Origin of the sequence: Gillisia lutea (assembly GCF_021568705.1) — a bacterium.
Taxonomy (GTDB): Bacteria; Bacteroidota; Bacteroidia; order Flavobacteriales; family Flavobacteriaceae; genus Gillisia; species Gillisia lutea.
The window spans coordinates 194,416-216,759 of record NZ_JAKGTH010000010.1 but is presented as its reverse complement, the minus strand read 5'-3'; the positions used below and the strand labels follow the sequence as shown (position 1 = coordinate 216,759).

The following is a 22,344-nucleotide window of genomic DNA, read 5'->3' as shown; positions in this document are numbered from 1 at the left end:
CCTTATTATGGCAAGCACTCGTACTATTAAATTAGTAAGCGAAACTCAAACTTACAAGATTAGGCAAGAAGTACTAAGGCCCGGTAAACCGATAAACGAGTGCATCTTTAGGGGTGACAAAGATGAGGATACATTTCATTTAGGACTGTATGAAAGTGATGAACTAATAGGGGTTGCTAGTTTTATGAAAATTTGCAACCCTTTGTTTTCTCACAATACCCAATATCAATTAAGGGGAATGGCCATTCTTCCGGGATATCAGGGAAAAGGTGATGGGTCTGCCCTCTTAAAACATGGAGAGTTGGTATTAAAATCTAATAATGCTGATACCAACTTATTGTTATGGTTTAATGCGAGAGAACACGCCACCGCATTTTATGAAAAACATGGCTATATTACGATAGGGGAAAAATTCGATATCCCCGGTGTATGCCCGCACATAGTCATGTATAAAAGGCTTTAAATGCCCACTCATACATGTATTATGAATACCTTTTTATTCATACCGCTACATAATACTTCCATAAAAAAGAATCTAATTCTTTTAGGCTTACTATTGCTTTTTTATAGTTGCCAAGAACACTCTGGAAAAACTACTAATTCTCCGGCACTGGCAACGTATCAAAAAGCAATTGCTTCCTCTAAAAAGATATCTGAAATACTATCTACTTCCGACACATTAAAACTATTTGAGAACGATTCGGTAACTGCCTTTTACATCAACAGGAAAAATAAACCGGTGTGGAATAATATTGAGTTCAAAAACTCATTTATAGATACTTTAAAACAAGCAGAGGCCCAAGGGCTTAATTTCAAGGATTATCATGGCGATCAATTGAATACCCTCTCAACTTTAGAAAAACCAGATACTGAAAGCATCAATAAGCTCGATGTTCTTTTGACCGATGCTTATTTCAAATTTGGGAAACATCTGTTAAACGGTAAAACAAACCCTCTTAAATCTCATGAAATCTGGGACTTACCTCGAAACACTGCTAACCTAACCAAACTACTAGAAAGCGCAGCTGAAGATCAGAATATTGAAATAGCCCTAAGATCACTTAGACCAAATCATCCCATCTATAATCAGTTAATAAAAGCTTCAAAAGAGTATAAAAAGCTAAGTGAAGAATTTAAAGGGTTTAAAGATATTATAGAGGGGAAAATCATTCGACCGGAAATGAATGATACACGCATTCCTAGTATACAGTTTCGATTGATGTATTTAGGATATCTGAAAAACATCGATCCTATGAGCAATAAGTATTCAGAAGAAATATTAGCCGCAATTAAAAAGTTTCAGCACGACAAGAAGCTATTGGTAGATGGTATTATTGGTAACAGCACCATTGCGATGCTAAACACCGGGCCAGATAAAAGATTTCAGCAAATTCAAGCTAATTTAGAGCGATGGAGATGGTACCCGAGGTATTTGGGAGACCATTACCTTCTTTTAAATATTGCTAATTTTCAACTTCAAGTAATTCAAAATGGCAAGGTTATATCCACCAATAAAACTATAGTTGGGAAACCAAGTAGAAAAACGCCTATTTATAAAGATGAGATTGAATATATTGTCTTTAATCCTAGTTGGCATATCCCTCCTACCATTAAAAATAATGATGTGATTCCTCAGGCGAGAAGAAATGCGTCTTATTTATTAAATAAGAAAATAGATGTTTATAACTCTAGTGGAGAAAAATTAGATCCTTTTAAAATTGACTGGACTCACAGCGCAATAAGAACATATACCTATAGACAAGGCCCAGGACCTACAAACCCTTTAGGAGTAGTAAAAATCATTTACCCAAATAAACATTATACATATTTGCATGATACTCCTTCAAAAGACCTGTTCAACAGAAATTCTCGTGCTTTAAGTTCAGGGTGTATAAGGGTTGAAAATGCTTTGGTTTTGGCGCAACATCTGCTTAGTGATCAAGACGACATGACCCCTGATAGAATAAACGAAATTCTAAAAAAAGGGAGAACTCAACAAATAGAAATGCGTCAAAAAGTATCTATATATCAACTTTATTGGACAGCATGGCAAGAATCCGGGGTTACCGTATTTGCAAATGACATCTATGGTTACGACACTAAAATATTTGAAGAATTACGGAAAGCGTCTTAAACTCTAATCATCTTCGAGTTTTCAGCATAACTTTTATCGGCAGAATGTATATATAATACCGATTTATCTTTTATTAAATCAATAATTTCAGCTGTAAGAGCAGTTGGTACTGCAGGACACCCATAACTCCTGCCTAATCGACCAATTTTATTAATAAATGATGGATTTGCGTAATTTGCGCCGTGTACAACCACATATCTTTCTCTTGCTTTAGAATTAAACTCTTTTTCCATACCGTCAATAAACATGGAAAGTCCGTTTTTACCATAATAAGTTTCACCAGTTACATAAAAACCTAAAGAGCTTTGTAAAGAATTCACTTTATTAGAAAACTTAGTAGCAAATTCTCCTCCGGTATTCTTACCATGAGCAACTACTGTATTATATAATACTTTGTTAGTTGTCATATCCATAACCCACATTCTCTTTTTAGTTGAGGAAAGGCTAAAATCAATTATGGTAAGAATCTTTTTATTTACCAGATTCTCTTCTGAGAGTTTATAATATCCAATCATCCCATTTTTAAAACTCTGTAAATCGGGAACATTGGTATTTTTTTCCACAAAAACATCGTACAACTGAGTAATTTCCTCTTCAAGTGTAAGTTTTGTATTTAGTTTTTTTGAGATTTCAACCTCTGGCGTAGAGGTTATTTCTGATATGTTATGGCCTTCTGTGGTTGTAAACGCTATTGATCCGGTTAAAAAAGCTATTACAGTCAAGATTTTATGCGTCATAAAATTGGGGATAATAAATTACTATTTGTTAAAATATTCCAAACAACGTGCCAACTTACAAATTTTAAATTATAATAAAAAAACTTGAACAACTTTTCACTTTTAAATGAATTCAATTAATATTATAATTAAAAATCAAGCACTTACAATGGTAACAAACTGGCACTTCCATTAAGACAACGCAAATAATTTTATTTTATTTCTTCACATTTCGAATATTATTTTAAGATACTGTTGTAAATTAGTAGCATTAAATTTTAACATTTGAAACTTATAAATTTAAAATCCTTTATATTAAGGTTGTTCAGTTTCAATTGTTCTTGATGAATGTTTTCTATAATTCTAAAACCCTCTCTTGAATCATTTTAAGTCTCAACTTCAAAATTATAGAAGGGAAAAACCAATTATTTTGAATTTTAGTAAAACATTAGTAGGTGGCATTAATCCCTACAAAAATTAGTTTATATATTTACACCACACTTAAATTATTGTAATGAATAAAAAAGTTATTCTAATGATATTAGATGGCTGGGGTATTACTTTAGATGAAAATATATCTGCGGTAGCCAAAGCCAAAACACCATATTTTGATTCCTTAATACATACTTATCCTCATGCACAATTGCTTACGCATGGAATGAATGTTGGGTTACCTGAAGGACAAATGGGAAATAGTGAGGTTGGACACATGAATTTGGGAGCAGGAAGAGTAGTCTATCAAGATCTTGCCAAGATTAACCTGGCAGTAGAAAATAATAGCCTTATTAAAGAACCTGCTTTAGAACAGGCTTTCGATTATGCGAAACTTCATAATAAACCCATACACTTTATGGGGCTTTTAAGTGATGGTGGAGTTCACTCCCATATTAATCACTTAAAAGGACTTTTGAATGCAGCCGAGGAATTTGGTGTGAAAGAAAAATATGTACACGCTTTTACAGATGGCCGGGATGTCGACCCTAAATCGGGAAAAGGTTTTATTGAAGAAATTGAAGCTCATTTAGCCGAAACCGGGGGGAAATTAGCCTCAGTTATAGGCCGATATTTTGCAATGGACAGAGATAATCGATGGGAACGAGTTCAAAAAGCTTATGACCTTATAGTGTCTGGAAAAGGGAAACCTTCTCAAAATGCTGCACAAAGTATTCAAGATAGCTACAACAATAATGTTACTGATGAATTCTTAGAACCTATTGTACTTACCGATGCTGCAGGAAAACCTGTTGCCACATTAAAAGATGATGAAGTTGTAATTTTCTTCAATTTTAGAACAGATCGGGGAAGACAACTTACAAGAGTACTTTCTCAGGAAGACATGCCGGAATACGGAATGAAAAAGATGCCTTTATATTTTGTTACTCTTACAAAGTATGATGATGAATTCACCAATATAAATGTGGTTTTCAAGAAGGAGAATATAAAAACCACCCTGGGAGAAGTCCTGGAATATATGGGGAAGACCCAGATTAGAATTGCTGAGACCGAAAAATACCCTCACGTAACCTTTTTCTTTTCAGGCGGAAGGGAAAAACCTTTTAAAGGGGAAAAGAGAATTATGTGTAATTCCCCGAAGGTGGCAACCTACGATCTTAAACCGGAGATGAGCGCTTACGAAATTAGAGATAAAATTATTCCTGAGATCAACTCGGGAAAGCCTGATTTCATCTGTTTAAATTTCGCAAATCCGGATATGGTCGGGCACACTGGAGTAATGGAAGCAGCTATTAAAGCCTGTGAGGTAGTAGATGACTGTATGAAAGATGTAGTGAACGCAGCAATTGACAATGATTACAGTGTTCTTGTTATAGCCGATCACGGAAATAGCGAGGTGATGATAAATCCAGACGGCTCTCCTAATACTTCTCATACTACCAATCCGGTTCCATTAATCTTGGTAGATAAAGATATAAAATCTATAAAAGATGGTAAGCTGGGAGACGTTGCTCCGACTATCTTAAAACTTATGGGTATTACGAAACCAGAACTAATGACCCAAGAACCTTTAATTTAATTAATTTATGAAAATGAGTTTATATATACTTTTACTTGCATTAATAACATCTTGCGGAAATACTAATGGAACCTCTCAAGACACCGCTCAGGTTGTGAAAGAAGAAGTTGTTAGTACTACAACACTACAACAGGGAATGCTTGTAGGAGAATTCAAAAAGGAAGACCTGCAACAGGAACCTTTTGCTTCATGGTTCAATAGCGGTTATGAAGGTTTTACGCCTTCCGCAGAAGCCATGAAAACCATTAAAAAAAATATTGGAGATTACAAAATAGTTGCTTTTATGGGAACCTGGTGCCCGGATAGTAGAAGAGAAACGCCTAAACTTTTCAAAATATTGGATGATGCAGGTTATGATCTTTCAAATTTAATTATTTATGGGGTTGACAGAAGAAAGAGCACCCCTGAGAAAATAGAAACAGAATATGCGTTAAATAGAGTTCCTACCTTTATATTTTTGAAGAATGGCAAAGAAGTGAACCGATTTGTAGAATATCCGCAAGAAAGTATTGAGGCAGATATTGCTAAAATTGTTTCGGGAGAAGAATACAGTAATTCTTACGCTAAGTAATTACGTAACAGAAACATCAATCTATTTAACATAGTAGTTTCTAAGAAATTTTCTTCTTAATTTTGCAGCTATGCTGAATGTATTGACTATTGCTGTAGATTTTGATGGAACTATCGTAGAAAATAGATATCCAGAAATAGGAAAACCAATTCTGTTTGCATTAGAAACCCTTCAACAATTACAAAAAGAAGGGCATTTGCTAATTTTATGGACCTATCGATCGGGTAGTCAGCTACAGGAAGCGGTCAAATTTTGTAATAAAAATGGGGTTTTTTTCTATTCGGTGAATAAAAGTTACCCTGAGGAAAATTTCGATGAATCCATAAGCAGGAAAATACAGGCAGATTTTTTTATAGATGACAGGAATATTGGAGGACTTATGGGCTGGGGAGAAATTTACCAGCATTTAAGTCGAATTTCAGGAAATAAATCAAAATCTATTAAATATAAAAATAAGAAATCACGAAAAGGCTTATTGAGCTTTTTTAAATCCAAAATATGATTATAACAAAATCCAGGGAAGAAATTGAGCTAATGCGTGAAAGCGCTCTGGTTGTTTCCAGAACATTAGGAATGTTAGCATCAGAAATCAAACCCGGAGTTACAACCTTACAACTTGATAAATTAGCAGAAGAATACATAAGGGAACAAGGTGCTATACCTGGATTCCTGGGATTATATGATTTCCCTAATACCCTTTGTATGAGCCCGAATGCTCAAGTTGTTCATGGAATACCAAATAGCACCCCGTTGCAAGAAGGCGATATTATATCGATAGATTGCGGCGCAATTAAAGAAGGTTTTTATGGCGATCATGCATACACCTTTCCAATTGGAGAAATTTCTGAAGAGACCAGTAAACTTTTAAAGGTTACCAAAGAATCTCTTTATGTAGGAATTGAGCAATTAAGAGTAGGAAATCGCGTTGGTGACGTAGGCTATGCTATTCAAAAATATTGTGAAGACCATGGATATGGTGTAGTACGTGAATTGGTGGGGCATGGATTAGGAAAAACCATGCATGAAGACCCCGAAATGCCTAATTACGGCCAACGAGGAAGAGGTAAAAAGTTTGTTGAAGGAATGGTTGTAGCCATTGAGCCAATGATCAATCAAGGAACAAAACGTATAAAACAATTAAAAGACGGTTGGACAATTCTAACCGCAGATAATAAACCCAGTGCACATTTTGAGCATGATGTTGCAATTATAGACGGTAAACCGGAACTACTATCAACCTTCAAATATATTTATGATGCGTTAGGAGTAACCAGTACCGAAGAAGATAAATTCAGGTCTAAAGCATATGATTAAAAATTTCAGACAAGAGCGATGGGAAACCTACCATAAGGATATTTGGCAAGACCGATTTGTCTATAAAATATCCAATTATGGAAGAGTAATTAGCTTTGTGAAAAATCCGGAAGGCGAACTGCTTAACGGAGGAAGAACAGCTGGTTATTTATCCTTTGTAGTGAACCTAAAGAACGGGAAAAAGAAGAATTACTATTTTCACAGGGTTATTGCCGAAATTTTCTTGGAAAAGAAAGAGGGGGATAAATACGTTATTCACAAAAATTATAAGAAGCACGATAATGAGGTTTCGAACCTAGCATGGGTAACAAAAGAAGAGTGGACAGCTCATCAATTCGACAACCCCAATGTTAAAGAGAATAAGCTGAAGCGCAAATTAAGAAAGGTTACCTCCTATTCGAAGCTAAGCTATGCTCAGGCGGTGATCTTAAAGAAGAAACTTTTAGACCCGAACCGAAAAACCCGAATTCGAGTACTCGCAAAGCAATTTGGTGTTTCTGAAATGCAACTATACCGTATTAAGTCTGGTGAGAACTGGGGTGATATAGAAGTATGATCCAACGAGCATTTAAAATTGTCTTAAATTCGATTCCAAGACCGCTTCTAATAAAATTGAGTTATTTGGCAAGACCTTTTTTAAGTATTGCCTTAAGAGGAAACAACTACCAGGACCCTATTGATGGTAAAAGTTTTCGAAAATTTTTACCATATGGGTATGTGGTACAGCGGGAAAATGTACTCTCACCTTCTACTCTTTCCCTGGAACGCCATCGACTACTATGGCTTTATCTGAAGAATGAAACCACTTTCTTCACTAACAAGCTTAAAGTATTACATTTCGCACCTGAACAGGCCTTTTATAAGCGCTTCAGAAAGCTAAAAAATCTTGACTACACGACTACTGATCTAAATTCACCTTTAGCTGATGTAAAAGCGGATATCTGCAATTTACCATTTGAAGATAATACATATGATTTCATTCTTTGTAATCATGTGCTCGAACATATCCCTGATGACATTAAAGCCATGAAGGAATTATACAGGGTTTTAAGACCTGGAGGAACGGCAATTTTACAAATACCCCAAGACCTTAATCGAGAAAAGACCTTTGAGGATAATTCTATCACCTCCAAAGAAGAGAGGGCAAGAATATTTGGTCAGTACGATCATGTACGGGTGTATGGAAGGGATTACTTTGAAACATTAAGAGGTATAGGATTTAAGGTACAAGAGATAAATTATGCTTCAGTACTTTCATCAACTGAGATAGACCGATACCGCATATCTAGCGATGAAATCATTCCGGTTTGTACCAAGTAGAGGTATTATTCGACCAATACCTTTTGAAATCCATCAGAAGTATAAATTTTCACATCATCACTTCCTTCAGAATAAATAAAATAAACATCTACATCCTTTAAATCTTTAAGCATTTCTAAAGATTTCTCCATCCCCATTGCCATAAAAGCAGTTGCATAGCCATCAGCTAATGCACAATTTTTGGCAAGTACTGAAGCACTTAACAGATTACTCTTTTGCGAACGGCCCGTTATTGGACTAATAGTGTGCACAAAACGTTGACCAGACTTTGGTTCTATTCTAAATTTTCTATAGTTTCCTGAAGTCGCCATAGCTCTATTCTCCAACTTTAACGTTGCCTGAAAGGTACGACTACCTTCTTCTTGCAAGGGGTCATCAATAGCCACTATCCATGCTTGCTGATTCCCTATATTTTCTCCTTTAGCAACCAGCTCTCCACCTAATTCAATTAGATAATTATCAATTTTATTCTTGTCCAGATACTTAGCTATCACATCTATCGTGTACCCTTTGGCAATAGCATTGAAATCAAGATAAATCTCGGGGGCTTGCTTTTTTATTCTGTTTTGGGAGGTAAGTGTGAGTTTATTAAGACCAACATACTGTAACATAGAATCAATTTCAACAGCATTTAAGCTATCTTTAGTATGATCGGGCCCAAAACCATAGGCATTTACCAAACTACCAACTGTAGGGTCAAAATAACCCTTACTTTCATCATAAATTTTCCTTGAGGCAATGAAAACCTCTTTGAAATTATCATCAATCACAACAGTAGTATCGCCCTTATTGATCCTTGAAATATCAGAATCTTCCTGATATGTGCTCATAGAGTTATTTATTACGGTAAAAATAGAATCTAAGCCTTTATCAATCTCCAATTCTTTATTACTAAATAATTTCACCTGATAACTTGTACCTAAAGCGCTCCCAACATACACCTGCTCAAGAAAGCCTCGCTCTTTGCAACTAATAAACCCTAATACCACTAAAACTAGTGCAGCGTATTTTTTAAATTTCTTGTAAGCCATCATAATTGACAATATAATCTTCCTGCTCTAATACAGGATCTTCATAATTTGTAGAATTTGCAAGCCCAACCCCCGCGTAATAAGTTCTTGCATCATGTTTCAACGCATGATCTTTCATGCTCTCCATAAATGTTTTATTGAACAGTTTGGGGTTATTAGGGTAAGTTACCGCCCTTACAATCACGAAATGAAGCTTCTTTTCTTTTAGAGCCACAAATTGTGGGTTTCTCTTTAATTGACTATTCACACCTAAAAACTCAAAGCCTTTATCTTCTAAATCTTTACCGACAATATTCATGGCAAGATTATGCAATTCCTGTTCTGTAAGTTCCTTTTTCATAGCTATACAAAATTACGGATTACTAAACTGATTAAGAATTAAAACACGAAAAAATACGTTGCTGCTAGAATCTAATAAAAAATAAAAAAGGTCAGCTATAAAGCTGACCTTTTTTGATATAGTTATCCGGAATTATTATCCTCCAAAGTCGTCGAAACGTACATTTTCTGGTGGAACTCCAAAATCATCTGTCATTTTTTCCACAGCCTTATTCATTAGCGGTGGTCCACAGAAGTAGAATTCTATATCTTCAGGACTATCATGATACTGTAAATAGTTATCAATTACAACCTGGTGAATAAATCCTACAAATCCGTCACCTTCTCCTTCAATTCCATCTTTAACTTTCCAGTTATCTACATCCATAGGTTCTGAAAGTGCTAGGTAAAACTTGAAGTTAGGGAAATCTCTTTCTAAAGCTCTAAAGTGCTCAGTATAGAATAATTCTCTTTTAGATCTACCTCCATACCAATAGCTAACTTTTCTACCGGTTTTAAGTGTTCTGAATAAGTGGTACAAGTGAGAACGCATTGGTGCCATCCCTGCTCCCCCACCAACATAAAGCATTTCTGCTTCACTTTCGTTGATAAAGAATTCACCATAAGGTCCGGAAATAACTACTTTATCACCTTTCTTTCTTGAGAAGATATAAGAAGAAGCAATTCCAGGGTTTACATCCATCCAACCATTTTTAGCTCTATCAAAAGGTGGTGTTGCAACACGTACATTCAACATGATTTCACGTCCCTCAGCTGGGTAGGAAGCCATAGAGTATGCACGTTCTACGGTTTCAGAATTTTTCATTTGTAATGGCCAAAGTTTGAACTTATCCCATTCTTCTTTGAATTTATCTGGCTCTCCAGGGTGTTCATCTGGGTGAGCTGTGATATCCATATCACTGAATTTCACTTCACACGGAGGGATTTCAATTTGAATATACCCCCCTGCTTTGTAATCCATATCTTCAGGAATTTCAACAACAAATTCCTTAATGAAAGATGCTACGTTATAATTTCTAACAACGGTTGCTTCCCATTTTTTAATTCCGAACACTTCTTCAGGAATTTGGATCTTCATGTCCTGTTTTACCTTAACCTGACATCCTAATCTCCAACCCTGAGCGATCTCCTTTCTAGTGAAATGTGGCTCTTCAGTAGGAAGAATAGTTCCTCCCCCTTCAGCTACAATACACTTACACTGAATACAAGTTCCACCTCCACCACAGGCAGAAGGCAGGAATAATTTATTTTCACCTAAAGTTGAAAGTAATGTTCCACCTGAACCAACTTCAAGATCTTTCTCTCCGTTCACATTTATGGTAACAGGACCCGAAGGAACTAATTTAGATTTGGCTCCTAATAATATGGAAACCAGCAATAAGATTAATACTAAGAATACAATTACACTCGCTATAATAACTGCCATTATTTTCTGTTTTTATTATAATTTAATTCCCATAAAACTCATGAATCCTATCGCCATTAACCCGGTAATAATAAAGGTAATACCTAATCCTTTTAAAGGAGCAGGCACGTTTGAATAGGTAATCTTCTCTCTAATTGCTGCTATAGCTATAATTGCTAAAAACCAACCAATACCACTTCCAAGACCATAAGTTACAGCTTCAGAAACTGCACTAAAGCTCTTTTGTTGCATGAACAATGATCCTCCAAGAATAGCACAGTTTACAGCGATAAGTGGCAAGAAAATCCCTAAAGCACCGTAAAGCGCAGGAGCAAACTTCTCCACTACCATTTCTACCAACTGTACCATAGATGCAATAACTGCAATAAACATGATAAAGCTCAAGAAACTAAGATCTATATCTACATATTCTGGGCTTAACCATTGTAAAGCTCCGGGTTTTAATAAATACTGGTCTAACAAAAAGTTGATTGGTACTGTAATGGCAAGTACGAAAATTACCGCAGCTCCTAAACCAACAGCTGTCTTTACTGTTTTTGACACCGCTAAATAGGAACACATCCCTAAGAAGTAGGCAAAAATCATATTTTCTATGAAAATACTTCTAACAAATAAATTTATATAATCCATTTTATAGTGTTTTAATGCTGTTAGTTTTGTTCAATTAATTTACGGTTTCTAGCTCTTTGAACCCAGATGATAATTCCCACTACAATAAGAGCCATAGGAGATAATAGCATTAAACCATTATTCTCATATCCGTAAGCATATAATCCGGTAGATTCTGCAGCTACTGCAGCTTTGTGACCTAACACTTCAAATCCGAACAGTTTACCTGAACCTAATAGCTCTCTAAAGAAAGCTACTATTACTAATATCACACCGTATCCTGCCGCATTACCAATTCCATCAAGAAAAGATTTATAAACCCCGTTACCCAAGGCAAAAGCTTCTAAACGCCCCATCACAATACAGTTAGTAATAATAAGACCAACAAATACTGAAAGTTGCTTACTCACATCATATGCGTAAGCCTTTAAAATCTGGTCTACTAAAATTACCAAAGAAGCAACAATTACAAGCTGCACGATAATACGAATCCTGTTAGGAATTAAATTCCTAATTAAAGAAACTATCATGTTTGAAAATGCAAGTACTGCAGTTACTGCCAATGCCATTACAATTGCCGGTTCTAATTGAACTGTAATTGCAAGCGCCGAACATATACCTAATACCTGAACGGTAATAGGGTTATTATCGTTTAACGGGTCAGACAATAACTTTCTGTTATTCTTTGATAAAAAATGCTCTTTCTCTTCTGAATTAGACAAGAACAAGATCATCTCTTTCTTTTTTGCTTCCTTTTCTTCGGAAGTAAGATTTTTATCTTTAGCCATAATTACTGAATTGCTACTTTAATATCTTGTTGCTTTTTAAAATACGGAAGGTAATGTTGCAACCTTTCAGAGATCATATCAGAAACCCCATTCCCGGTAATTGTTGCTCCAGAAATAGCATCTACTTTATTATCGTCTTTATTGCTTGGGCCAACATTTCCTTTTACTACAGATACCCCAATAAGGTTTCCATTACCGTCAAAGATCTTTTCATCTCCAAAGCGCTCTCTAAACCAAGTTTGAGTGATCTCTGCTCCTAGTCCAGGAGTTTCACCTTTGTGATCAAACACGGCACCTTTAATAGTATTTACATCATCTTTAAGAGATATATACCCCCAGATCGCGTCCCAAAGCCCTTTTCCTTGAAGCGGTATAATGTAGTATTTTTCACCATCTACATCTGCTATATATAAAGGATAAATTTGTTCGTTCACATCCTTCTTAAGTTCTTTTGCAAGATCTACTTTAAAAGCATCTGTATTTTCGTCTACACTACCATCTTCTTTCAAAGCAATAGTTTCGGTGATATATTTGTTGTAAAGAGCCTCAGCTCCTTCTCTGTCGGATTCCACACCAATGGTTGCAAGAATATTTTGCATCTTTTCCTGACGCACATTCTCATTTTGCAAAGGCTGTAAAGAAGTTGCTGTAAAAGCCAGAACACTAGCCACAACTACTACTAAAATAACAGCAAACATAAAGGTATACCCGTTACTGTTAGTTTTATTTACTGATTTCTCTTCCATAACTATACTGCTGTTTTAATTTGAGCGGTTGCACTGGATACTCTTTTCTTTCTTCTTTTGATGTTCCCATCAATTACATAGTGGTCAATTACCGGGGCAAACACGTTCATCAATAAGATAGCCAACATGATCCCTTCAGGATATGCCGGGTTGAACACCCGAATCATCACGGCAAAGAAACCTATTAAAAACCCGTAGATCCATTTCCCTTTCATAGTTTGAGCCGCAGAAACAGGATCGGTAGCCATAAATACGATTCCAAAAGAAAGTCCACCAATAATTAGATGCTGGTACCAGGGGAAATTGGTAAGCTCATTCCCTTCAATACCCATAGATGGAAGCGCATTGAATATTAATGCCATTATGGAAGCTCCTATAAATGCACTTAGAATAATTCTCCAGCTACCAACTTTAGTGAGCACCAATAACAAGGCCCCAGCTAAAATACATATGGTGGAAGTTTCAGCAAATGAACCTGGAATTATACCTGAGAACATATCCATAGCGCTATAGTCTACAGGATTTCCAGCAGCTAACGAACCTAAAATAGTCTCTCCAGACACACCATCAACTTTACTCGCTTCACTAACCCACACCTGGTTTCCAGACATGTAAGTAGGGTATGCGAAGAATGCAAAAGCTCTTGCCGTTAAGGCGGGGTTCAGAATATTCATTCCTGTACCTCCAAATGCTTCTTTCCCAATAACTACAGCAAATACTACCGAAAGTGCAACCATCCATAAAGGAATATCGATTGGCATGATCATAGGAATTAAAAGTCCTGTTACCAAGTATCCTTCATTTACCTCGTGCCCTCTAAAAATTGCAAAGGCAAATTCAATTCCTAATCCAACTCCGTAAGAAACGGCAATCATAGGAAGTATTTTTAGTGCTCCATGCCCAAAAGCTTCCCAAAACGTTACTTCGGTTTGAATTTGAGAAAGGTATTGATATCCTCCATTCCACATCCCGAAAATAAGAGCTGGAACTAATGCCAATACCACAGTAATCATCGTTCTCTTTAAATCTACCGCATCTCTAACGTGGGCACCTTTTTGAGTTGTATGATTTGGAGTATAAAGAAAAGTATCTAATGCATTGATAGCAGGAGCGTACTTTTCAAGTTTATTACCCTTATTAAAGGGCTCTTTGAATTTATCTAATTTTTGTCTTATCCATTCCATAATTAAACTTTTTAACCTACTTCAGTAATCATTAAATCCAATCCAAGACGTATAATCTCCTGAGCTTCTATTTTAGAGGTGTTCACGTAATCTATCAACGCAAAATCTTCAGGAGCAACTTCGTAGATCCCTAAATTTTCCATTTTTTCGATATCTCCTGAAATACAGGCTTTAATAAGCTGCATTGGGTAAATATCCATAGGCAAAACCTCTTCCATCTCCCCAGTTACCACCAAAGCACGTTCTTCCCCATTTAAATTGGTGTTAAGCTCATACTTTTTCTTTGGAAACAACCAAGAAAGAGAAGTTTTAGAATTTGAATGAATGTTATTATAAGTAAAAGGCAACCAACCAAACATCCTGTACTTATTCCCTTCAGGGATCAAGGTTAATGTATTATGGTAGAAACCGATATATTGGTTATTTGAAAGTTTATCTCCAGTTAATACATCTCCGGAAATAAGTCTTACCTCATCAGATACCTGACCAACTAAATCAGATGAATTCGCACCAATTTGAATTCGGTAATATTTCTGCTCTTTAGCTTCGCTTCCAGCTACCGCAATGGTTCGCTCTGCATGAAACTGCCCGGTTAAAAATACATTTCCAATTATTGCTACATCTTCAGCGCCAACTGTCCAAACACGCTCCCCCATATTAACGGGATCGATCTTGTGAATTTGAACCCCCACATTTCCTGCAGGATGCGGACCGCTTACCATATGAATTTCCGCTCCTTTAACATCCTTCAAATAAGAAGAACTTTCATCTAAAGAAACATGAACTTTTCCTGGAGTTAATTTTTGAAGTGCATAAATACCTTCCTGAAAAGCCGCTACCTTATCTTTTAATGCAAATCCAAGATCTGCAGCCAAAGGAGCCGTACTTACCACTGAAACAAAAATTGACTTAGGAGTATCTTTTGGATCTGCTACTATATCGTATGGCCTTTGCATAATAAATGCTCCACAACCACTTTCCAGAACCCTGTTTTTAACAGCTTCTGCGCTCGAAGTAGCAGCATTCATTTTTCCAAAATCCTTATATGAAATTGTTGGGTCGGCTTCAATAATAACCTCCAAGATTCTACGCTTATCACCGCGTTTAATCTCTAGAAGCGTTCCACTAACAGGAGAAGTAAATCTTATCTCTTCAGTGTATTTTGAAAAGAACAGTTCGTCTCCGGCCAGTATTCTTGCGCCTTCTTTAACAACCATTTTAGGAACCACAGAGTGAAAATCAGGGGGTTTGATCGCATAGGTCTTAGACCTCGGGGCTTCAACAACTTGTTTTTCGGCCTCCCCTTTTAATCGTAGAGTTAATCCTCTTTTAATTCGAATGTCTTTTGACATAGGATGGAGTGTATATTAAAATTATTTTTTTAAGTGTGCAAATTTACTAATTTTAACCCTACAACTCCCAAAGTTTTCGCATATTTTTAGGCTGCACTCTTATTCAGGTAACAATTAAAATTATGGGAATGGATTTTGTAAACCTTTGTAAAATAATTTTTAATTAAATGAGAATCCTTACTATTTTGGCTGTTGTGCTCTGTTCCACTAGTGTATTTAGTCAGCAACAACAAGAAACTCCTCCCCCAAACTTTATACGCAGCATCACTTTTCAGGGGGACGCTAAAGTATCAGGAAATCCTATTATTCGCATTGAAGAAAGCTTACTACTGGAATTTGATGATATTATTGGAGATGAAGCCGATTATTATTACACAATTGAGCATTTTAATTTTGACTGGACTCCTTCCCAATTAAATAAATCGGAATACCTGGACGGATTTGATGAAGTGCGTATTACTGATTTTGAGAATTCTTACAACACGCTTCAGGCGTATACCCATTATAAATTAAGCTTTCCAAATAAGGATACAAAAGGATTTAAAGTAAGTGGAAATTATTTACTCAAAGTATTCAACACTGCTAAAGAAATCATTTTTTCTCGAAAATTCATGGTCTACCAGCCAATAGCTCAAGTAGCCGTTACAATTAAAAGATCCAGAGATTTATCATTTATAAACAAAAAACAGGTAGTGAACTTTACCGTAAACTCCCCTGAGCTCCTTTTAAAGAATCCTGCCACTACGGTTAAGACTCTTATTCTGAAAAACAACAATCTCAAAACGGCCATTTCCCAAGTCCCACCTCAATATACCATTGGAAATGAACTGATATTCAAATATGACAAGGAAACTTCCTTTTGGGCCGGGAATGAATATTTACAATTTGACAGTAAAGATGTACGCGCTCCTACCATTAATATAAGTCGAATTGAATTACTAGACCTATATCATCACTACCTATTTACAGACACTTCTCGAGATACTGAACCCTACAGATACAATCCAGATATTAACGGCCAATTTATTGTAAGAACCTTACAAGGAGAAAATTCAGCTATAGAATCCGAGTATATTTGGACACATTTCACTCTTCAAAATTTCGATCCGTTAAATGGAGGGCAACTTCATTTATACGGGGCTTTCAATAATTTTGAAATTAACGATACCACCCTAATGACCTATAACACGCATACAGGATTGTATGAAAACGCAATGCTATTAAAACAAGGTTTTTACAACTATAGTTATGTACTGGTAAAAAAAGACGGGACGTTGAATGAAGGCTTTATTAGTGGCAATTTTGATAAGACCGAGAATAAATATCAAGTTTTAATATATTACAGAGACCTGGGAGCCAGATACGACCAAATAATAGGTTTTGGAGAGGCTTCCTCTATTAATATTACCAATTGAAAATAAACATCTTTAATCGACAAGAAAAAACAAGATCCCTTACTAAATACAGAGGGGTAGAATGCCTTAATTGCAAGCATCCTTTGGATATTAGCGACAGATACTGTGCTTACTGCGGACAGCTTAATAGTACTAAACAATTATCTTTCAAAGATTTTTTAAATGAATTCCTCTCCGGGTTCTTCGCTTACGATTCAAGGATTAGAAAATCCCTTTCCACCATACTTTTCCGCCCCGGGAAGATCTCTAAAGATTACATCCAGGGAAAACGAACGCAATACGTTAACCCTTTCCGGTTCTATTTAAGCATTTCTATCATCTATTTCATTCTCTTCAGTTTTTCCAATAACTACAATGACCTTGATGGTTTTGACGAAACTGACACCTCTACGAAATTAGAAAGTCTTTCAGAAAGCGAAATTGAACAAGTTAATCAGGAATTAGTATCGATTCCGGGTATCAATACAATCAAGTTAGACTCCTTAGCAAATATCGAGGAAAAGAAAACAAGTTATCATGACATCTATTTTTCAGCGAAAGCTTTAGACAGCATGCCTTACTGGGACGGTAATTTGAAAAGAATAAAACTTTATAATCAATTCCATAAAGAGACCGAAATATATAATTCAAAAAGAGCACTCGAGCAGTTAAAACATCCCTCTACAAAGATGAATTTATGGATGTACAAAAAAACTGTAGACGGTAACAATTTCTTGAAAAACCCCGGTTTATTCATCAACTACATTTTAGGTAAAATGCCCTTAATCATCTTTTTTTACCTACCGTTTTTCACACTTTTCCTCTGGCTGCTTTATTTCAGAAAACCATTCAGCTATATGGAACACTTGGTATTCACATTTCATATACAAAGTGTTTTCTTTATTTTTTTGGTAATTAGCTTACTTATCAATTTAATTATTGTGGATATTATTTCACCGATCATCATTTTTCTAATATTTCTCTTCTATCTATATAAGGCGATGCGGAATTTTTATGAGCAGGGAAGATCTAAAACCATTGTTAAATTTGTGATTATAAATGGATTATTTATTATTTTAGCTGGAATAGCAATAATAATTTCTCTTTTTGCGTCATTCGCAATTTTTTAAAAACATGGTACAACAGGTAACAAGCGGGATTAAAATTTCAGTCGAAACCAACTTCGAGGGCACGTTCTATAAGAACTACAAGATCCATTTTGCTTTTGGTTACCGAATTACAATTGAAAACCAGAGTAAAGACTCTGTGCAACTAACCTCAAGATTTTGGAGAATAAAAGATGCGCTCAATAATACTGAAATTGTTCAAGGCGAAGGCGTTATTGGAAAAAAACCCGTTTTAAAACCCGGAGAATCACACACCTACAATAGTGGATGCCTACTAACCGCACCTTTTGGCTCGATGAGCGGCTACTTCAATATGATCAATTTCACATCTACTAAAAAATTTAAAGTCTCAATTCCTACTTTTAAACTAAGCGCTCCATTCGCATTGAATTAAAAACTGAACAATTTATAATTATAGCGCAAATCGCGTTTCTGTTATCTTCATATCTCGAAGATCTTCATACCTCATTTTTGTATAAGTTTCGGTATTTATTATTTGGGTAATACTTTGAGTTTTTACAAATCCTCTATCCATTATAAGATCGATAGCTGGGTCACCTATCCCTGCAGAATGATGAAATTCCCACAGTTTATCTGCCTTTAAAGAATATTTTCTTTGAAAATCAACAAACCAAGCCTCACGTTGCTCTTTCATTTTGGCATCATAAAGAGGTGATGAAGACCACAGGTGTGTTGTTAGATCTAAGTGTTTTACGTGTCTGCTCCTTCCATCCCAAACCAACTCCATGCACTGAAGTTCATTTTTCCAGTCCCCGGTGATCATAGTAAAAGGTTCTATATTATTTAGATCATATTTTTCAACAACTGTTTCCATATTAAGGGCTGTTAAAAAATCCTTCACCACAACACCCCTACTCTTCCTATATTCCTTTTCCCGTTTATGAGCATGAAAACCACCATTTAACAGGCACACCATTCTGTTAAGCTCACTTACACCAATCCAGGTTCCTCCTGCAGCTATATCTTTTGGATAGAGAAGTTTCACCCCTTCTTGTAGATGAAATTCGGGAGGAGATGAAATCCTGCCTCGTGCTTCATCTCGGTTAGAAGTCAGAACAAAAGCCTTTTTTGAAGTTGTATCAAAACTAAGTGTTACTGTACACATATCGACCTGATAAATTAGTATAAATGCAACTTACAAATAATTTTATCATCTCCAGAAGCAACCTCAAACCTAAGAGAGAATCGGTTAATTTTTTTTACCTTTACCTCATTATAAAGAATTAGTAAAAAACATCGAAATAATTATGGGAAAAGGATTTTTTCACGTTCCGAAAGCTGAGAATGAACCAATTAAATCATATGCTCCTGGAACACCAGAAAGAGAAGAAGTATTACTTACTTACAAAGATTTATTCAACTCCAAAATGGAGGTGCCATTATATATTGGATCTGAAGAGATCAAGACCGGAGACACTGCAAGTATGCATCCTCCTCACGATCATCAACACAATTTAGGGAACTATCATAAAGCCGAAAAGCAACATGTTGAAAAGGCGATAGCTACTGCTCTTGAGGCACGTACAAAATGGGCTGACATGGAATGGGAACAAAGAGCTGCAGTATTTTTAAAAGCTGCCGATCTTATTGCCGGGCCATACAGAGCCAGAATTAATGCTGCTACTATGATAGCACAATCTAAAACCATTTATCAGGCTGAGATTGACTCAGCATGTGAATTGATCGATTTTTTGAGATTCAATGTTGAGTACATGTCTCAAATTTATAACGAGCAACCTAATTCTACTTCAGCTGCATGGAATAGAGTAGAATACCGCCCTTTAGAAGGTTTTGTATATGCTATTACTCCTTTCAACTTTACTGCTATTGCAGGAAACTTGCCTGCAAGTGCTGCTTTAATGGGAAATACTGTTATCTGGAAACCAAGTGACAGTCAGGTTTTCTCTGCACAGGTTATTATGGAGGTATTTAAAGAAGCTGGTGTGCCAGACGGAGTAATTAATATGGTGATGGGAGACCCGGTAATGATTACCGATACTATTTTAGCAAGTCCGGATTTTGCTGGAATCCATTTTACAGGAAGCACCACAGTATTTAAAGACATCTGGGCAAAAATTGGAAATAATATTCACAACTACAAAACCTACCCTCGCATTGTTGGAGAAACAGGAGGAAAAGATTTCATATTAGCCCATGCTACGGCAAACCCAAAACAGGTAGCTACAGCAATAGCTCGAGGCGCTTTTGAATTTCAAGGTCAAAAATGTAGTGCTGCTTCTAGAGCTTACATCCCTTCAAGTTTATGGCCAAGTGTGAAAGACAGCTTACTAGAAGATATCAACTCCTTCAAAATGGGCTCTCCAGAGGATATGACCAACTTTATTACAGCAGTTATTCATGAAGGTTCTTTCGATAAATTAGCTAAATATATAGATGCAGCTAAGAAAGATAAAAGCACGGAAATTATAGCAGGTGGAAACTACGATAAATCTAAAGGTTATTTCATTGAACCAACTGTTATTGTAACTACCGACCCTAATTACACTACCATGCACACCGAATTGTTTGGACCGGTAATTACCATTTTTGTCTATGAAGATGAAAATTGGGAAGAAACTCTTAAGCTAGTTGACGAAACAAGTATCTACGCACTAACAGGCGCTGTACTTTCCGGAGATAGATATGCGGCTGCTCAAGCGACCAAAGCACTACAAAATGCAGCCGGAAACTTCTACATTAACGATAAACCAACAGGAGCTGTTGTTGGACAGCAACCTTTTGGAGGTGCTAGAGCCAGTGGAACGAATGATAAGGCAGGTTCAAAACTTAATTTGTTAAGATGGATCTCACCGAGACTTATTAAAGAGACTTTTGTTACCCCAACAGATTACAGATACCCATTCATGGGAGAATAAGAAAATTTACAATATTTTATAATAAGCCGTTTTAAGCATTCTTAAAGCGGCTATTTTTTTTTCAAAATAACAGTTTTGCACTTTTAATTACAAGAATAGGAAAACCGTACATCGAAAAAAACCGTACATAAACTGCTGCTTGTCAGATTATATCCTTAATTTTGTTTTAAAATTTACCGTATGGGGAAAACTACTCCTACGATAAAATCTATTATTTTCATTTTTACTATATTAGGTTTTATTGTTTACCCTTTTTTAAAATCTAACAGCCACTTTGAAGAACTTTCAAATAGTGAGGGTTTACATGAGATTTTTTCAGCGGCTAATATCGATCCGAATAATTTTGAGGAAAGAAACCATGAAGGAAAAAACTTATCCTTGGTTATTTCTGAATCAGTAATATCAACTTCGAAAGCGGTAGCACCACCCACCATAACTTTAGGCACCAATCCTGAAGTTTGTAAAGGCGTGACAACTGCGGATTTAACCTATAGCAATACTACCGGCAACCCAACTAAATACAGTATAAACTATAATTCCTCAGCAGAGGGTCAAGGTTTTGCAGATGTAAACAATATAAATTTACCATCTAGTCCGATACAGCTTACAGTTCCGGCCGGCGCTGCAACAGGAACCTATTCAGCCACCCTTACAGTTTCAACAGCTAGTGAAACCAGTTCTAATTACACAATTTCAGTAAAAGTTAAACCTCTGCCTGGATTAAGTGCAATTAGCAATATTACCACTTGTACCAATAATCCTATAGCCCAAATAAATTTTAGCTCGAGCACCACGGGAACGACATATGCCTGGACCAATAATAGAACCTCTATAGGTCTAGCCGCAAATGGAACTGGGAACATTGCAGGCTTTAGCCCTGTAAATAACACCAATACCCCTATTACTGCTAAAATAACTGTTACCCCTACAGCAAATAATTGTACAGGAACTGCTAAAAGTTTCAATATTGTAGTTAACCCAAAACCGTCAGTCAACCAACCTACTGATATCATAGTTTGTAATGGAGAATCAATTCCACAAATCAATCTTTCGGGAAGTGCAGTAGCAGGAACCACTTATAGCTGGACTAACGACAAAACTTCTATTGGACTTGCAGCAAGCAGTACAGGAAATATTAGTTCTTTCACTGCCACGAACACCTCCAGCAGCCCTGTAACAGCAACCATTAGTGTAACTCCTTCAGCAACTAGCTGTAATGGGGATGTAAAGACATTTAAAATTACCGTAAATCCAACTCCTACAGTTACCAAGCCTGACGATATTGTGGTTTGTAATGGAGAAACTATTTCACAAATCAATCTTTCGGGAAGTGCAGTAGCAGGAACCACTTATAGCTGGACTAA

At 36.1% G+C, this 22,344-nt stretch carries 23 protein-coding genes; 13 read left to right on the top strand and 10 right to left on the bottom strand.

The window, feature by feature from the left end:
• Window positions 1–7: 7 nt before the first annotated feature.
• Together L1I30_RS12035 and L1I30_RS12030 are read left to right on the top strand one after the other, a co-directional pair.
• Window positions 8–463 carry a GNAT family N-acetyltransferase gene (locus L1I30_RS12035; protein WP_236134542.1) on the top strand — a complete coding sequence of 152 codons (456 nt, stop codon included), beginning with the start codon at window positions 8–10 and terminating at the stop codon, window positions 461–463.
• Complete coding sequence (locus L1I30_RS12030; protein ID WP_236134541.1) at window positions 464–2,134, top strand: L,D-transpeptidase family protein; 1,671 nt, start codon at window positions 464–466, stop codon at window positions 2,132–2,134. It abuts the gene before it with no gap.
• Here L1I30_RS12030 and L1I30_RS12025 read toward each other — a convergent pair.
• The gene (locus tag L1I30_RS12025; protein WP_236134540.1) at window positions 2,131–2,871 is read right to left on the bottom strand and encodes a murein L,D-transpeptidase catalytic domain family protein; all 741 of its coding nucleotides are present in this window, start codon (window positions 2,869–2,871) and stop codon (window positions 2,131–2,133) included. The genes L1I30_RS12030 and L1I30_RS12025 overlap by 4 nt on opposite strands.
• 493 nt (window positions 2,872–3,364) lie before the next feature.
• On the opposite strand from L1I30_RS12025, the gene gpmI reads away from it, so the two are divergent.
• From gpmI to L1I30_RS11995, 6 genes are all read left to right on the top strand, one after another.
• On the top strand, window positions 3,365–4,882 hold the full coding sequence (gene gpmI, locus L1I30_RS12020; RefSeq protein ID WP_236134539.1) for a 2,3-bisphosphoglycerate-independent phosphoglycerate mutase: 1,518 nt from the start codon (window positions 3,365–3,367) through the stop codon (window positions 4,880–4,882).
• 13 nt (window positions 4,883–4,895) lie between these two features.
• Complete coding sequence (locus L1I30_RS12015; protein ID WP_236134538.1) at window positions 4,896–5,453, top strand: TlpA family protein disulfide reductase; 558 nt, start codon at window positions 4,896–4,898, stop codon at window positions 5,451–5,453.
• A 70-nt stretch (window positions 5,454–5,523) separates the two neighbouring features.
• Window positions 5,524–5,955, top strand: a complete 432-nt coding sequence (locus L1I30_RS12010; RefSeq protein ID WP_236134537.1) for a BT0820 family HAD-type phosphatase — start codon at window positions 5,524–5,526, stop codon at window positions 5,953–5,955.
• Complete coding sequence (map, locus tag L1I30_RS12005) at window positions 5,952–6,767, top strand: type I methionyl aminopeptidase (RefSeq protein WP_236134536.1); 816 nt, start codon at window positions 5,952–5,954, stop codon at window positions 6,765–6,767. The genes L1I30_RS12010 and map overlap by 4 nt, the downstream gene beginning before the upstream one ends.
• Complete coding sequence (locus tag L1I30_RS12000; RefSeq protein ID WP_236134535.1) at window positions 6,760–7,323, top strand: HNH endonuclease; 564 nt, start codon at window positions 6,760–6,762, stop codon at window positions 7,321–7,323. Before map ends, L1I30_RS12000 begins: the two co-directional genes overlap by 8 nt.
• Window positions 7,320–8,087 carry a class I SAM-dependent methyltransferase gene (locus L1I30_RS11995; protein ID WP_236134534.1) on the top strand — a complete coding sequence of 256 codons (768 nt, stop codon included), beginning with the start codon at window positions 7,320–7,322 and terminating at the stop codon, window positions 8,085–8,087. Before L1I30_RS12000 ends, L1I30_RS11995 begins: the two co-directional genes overlap by 4 nt.
• Window positions 8,088–8,092: 5 nt before the next feature.
• On the opposite strand, the gene L1I30_RS11990 is transcribed toward L1I30_RS11995, so the two are convergent.
• From L1I30_RS11990 to L1I30_RS11955, 8 genes are all read right to left on the bottom strand, one after another.
• On the bottom strand, window positions 8,093–9,121 hold the full coding sequence (locus L1I30_RS11990; RefSeq protein WP_236134533.1) for an FAD:protein FMN transferase: 1,029 nt from the start codon (window positions 9,119–9,121) through the stop codon (window positions 8,093–8,095).
• Window positions 9,099–9,458: a DUF8840 domain-containing protein gene (locus L1I30_RS11985; protein WP_236134532.1), complete on the bottom strand. Its 360-nt coding sequence runs from the start codon at window positions 9,456–9,458 to the stop codon at window positions 9,099–9,101. The genes L1I30_RS11990 and L1I30_RS11985 overlap by 23 nt, the downstream gene beginning before the upstream one ends.
• 135 nt (window positions 9,459–9,593) lie before the next feature.
• On the bottom strand, window positions 9,594–10,883 hold the full coding sequence (nqrF, locus tag L1I30_RS11980; protein ID WP_236134531.1) for an NADH:ubiquinone reductase (Na(+)-transporting) subunit F: 1,290 nt from the start codon (window positions 10,881–10,883) through the stop codon (window positions 9,594–9,596).
• Window positions 10,884–10,898: 15 nt separating this feature from the next.
• Window positions 10,899–11,513 carry an NADH:ubiquinone reductase (Na(+)-transporting) subunit E gene (nqrE, locus tag L1I30_RS11975; protein ID WP_236134530.1) on the bottom strand — a complete coding sequence of 205 codons (615 nt, stop codon included), beginning with the start codon at window positions 11,511–11,513 and terminating at the stop codon, window positions 10,899–10,901.
• Between the two features lie 20 nt (window positions 11,514–11,533).
• Window positions 11,534–12,280 (bottom strand): NADH:ubiquinone reductase (Na(+)-transporting) subunit D, encoded by a 747-nt coding sequence (locus tag L1I30_RS11970; protein ID WP_236134529.1) that lies wholly within the window; start codon window positions 12,278–12,280, stop codon window positions 11,534–11,536.
• A 2-nt stretch (window positions 12,281–12,282) separates the two neighbouring features.
• Window positions 12,283–13,026, bottom strand: coding sequence for a Na(+)-translocating NADH-quinone reductase subunit C (locus L1I30_RS11965; RefSeq protein WP_236134528.1), 744 nt, complete (start codon window positions 13,024–13,026; stop codon window positions 12,283–12,285).
• Window positions 13,027–13,028: 2 nt separating this feature from the next.
• Window positions 13,029–14,210: an NADH:ubiquinone reductase (Na(+)-transporting) subunit B gene (locus L1I30_RS11960; RefSeq protein WP_236134527.1), complete on the bottom strand. Its 1,182-nt coding sequence runs from the start codon at window positions 14,208–14,210 to the stop codon at window positions 13,029–13,031.
• Window positions 14,211–14,221: 11 nt separating this feature from the next.
• Window positions 14,222–15,562 carry a Na(+)-translocating NADH-quinone reductase subunit A gene (locus L1I30_RS11955; RefSeq protein ID WP_236134526.1) on the bottom strand — a complete coding sequence of 447 codons (1,341 nt, stop codon included), beginning with the start codon at window positions 15,560–15,562 and terminating at the stop codon, window positions 14,222–14,224.
• 167 nt (window positions 15,563–15,729) lie between these two features.
• On the opposite strand from L1I30_RS11955, the gene L1I30_RS11950 reads away from it, so the two are divergent.
• From L1I30_RS11950 to apaG, 3 genes are read left to right on the top strand one after another with little or no spacing between them, the layout of a single operon-like run.
• Complete coding sequence (locus L1I30_RS11950) at window positions 15,730–16,977, top strand: type IX secretion system plug protein (RefSeq protein ID WP_236134525.1); 1,248 nt, start codon at window positions 15,730–15,732, stop codon at window positions 16,975–16,977.
• On the top strand, window positions 16,974–18,086 hold the full coding sequence (locus L1I30_RS11945; protein WP_236134524.1) for a DUF3667 domain-containing protein: 1,113 nt from the start codon (window positions 16,974–16,976) through the stop codon (window positions 18,084–18,086). The genes L1I30_RS11950 and L1I30_RS11945 overlap by 4 nt, the downstream gene beginning before the upstream one ends.
• A gap of 4 nt (window positions 18,087–18,090) precedes the next feature.
• Complete coding sequence (gene apaG, locus L1I30_RS11940; RefSeq protein ID WP_236134523.1) at window positions 18,091–18,477, top strand: Co2+/Mg2+ efflux facilitator ApaG/CorD; 387 nt, start codon at window positions 18,091–18,093, stop codon at window positions 18,475–18,477.
• 18 nt (window positions 18,478–18,495) lie between these two features.
• On the opposite strand, the gene L1I30_RS11935 is transcribed toward apaG, so the two are convergent.
• Complete coding sequence (locus L1I30_RS11935; protein ID WP_236134522.1) at window positions 18,496–19,209, bottom strand: NRDE family protein; 714 nt, start codon at window positions 19,207–19,209, stop codon at window positions 18,496–18,498.
• Window positions 19,210–19,351: 142 nt separating this feature from the next.
• Between L1I30_RS11935 and pruA the strand changes: the two genes are divergently transcribed.
• Window positions 19,352–20,980: an L-glutamate gamma-semialdehyde dehydrogenase gene (pruA, locus tag L1I30_RS11930; RefSeq protein ID WP_236134521.1), complete on the top strand. Its 1,629-nt coding sequence runs from the start codon at window positions 19,352–19,354 to the stop codon at window positions 20,978–20,980.
• Between the two features lie 180 nt (window positions 20,981–21,160).
• Window positions 21,161–22,344 (top strand): PKD-like domain-containing protein (locus tag L1I30_RS11925; protein ID WP_236134520.1); only part of this gene is annotated, 1,184 nt, incomplete at its 3' end.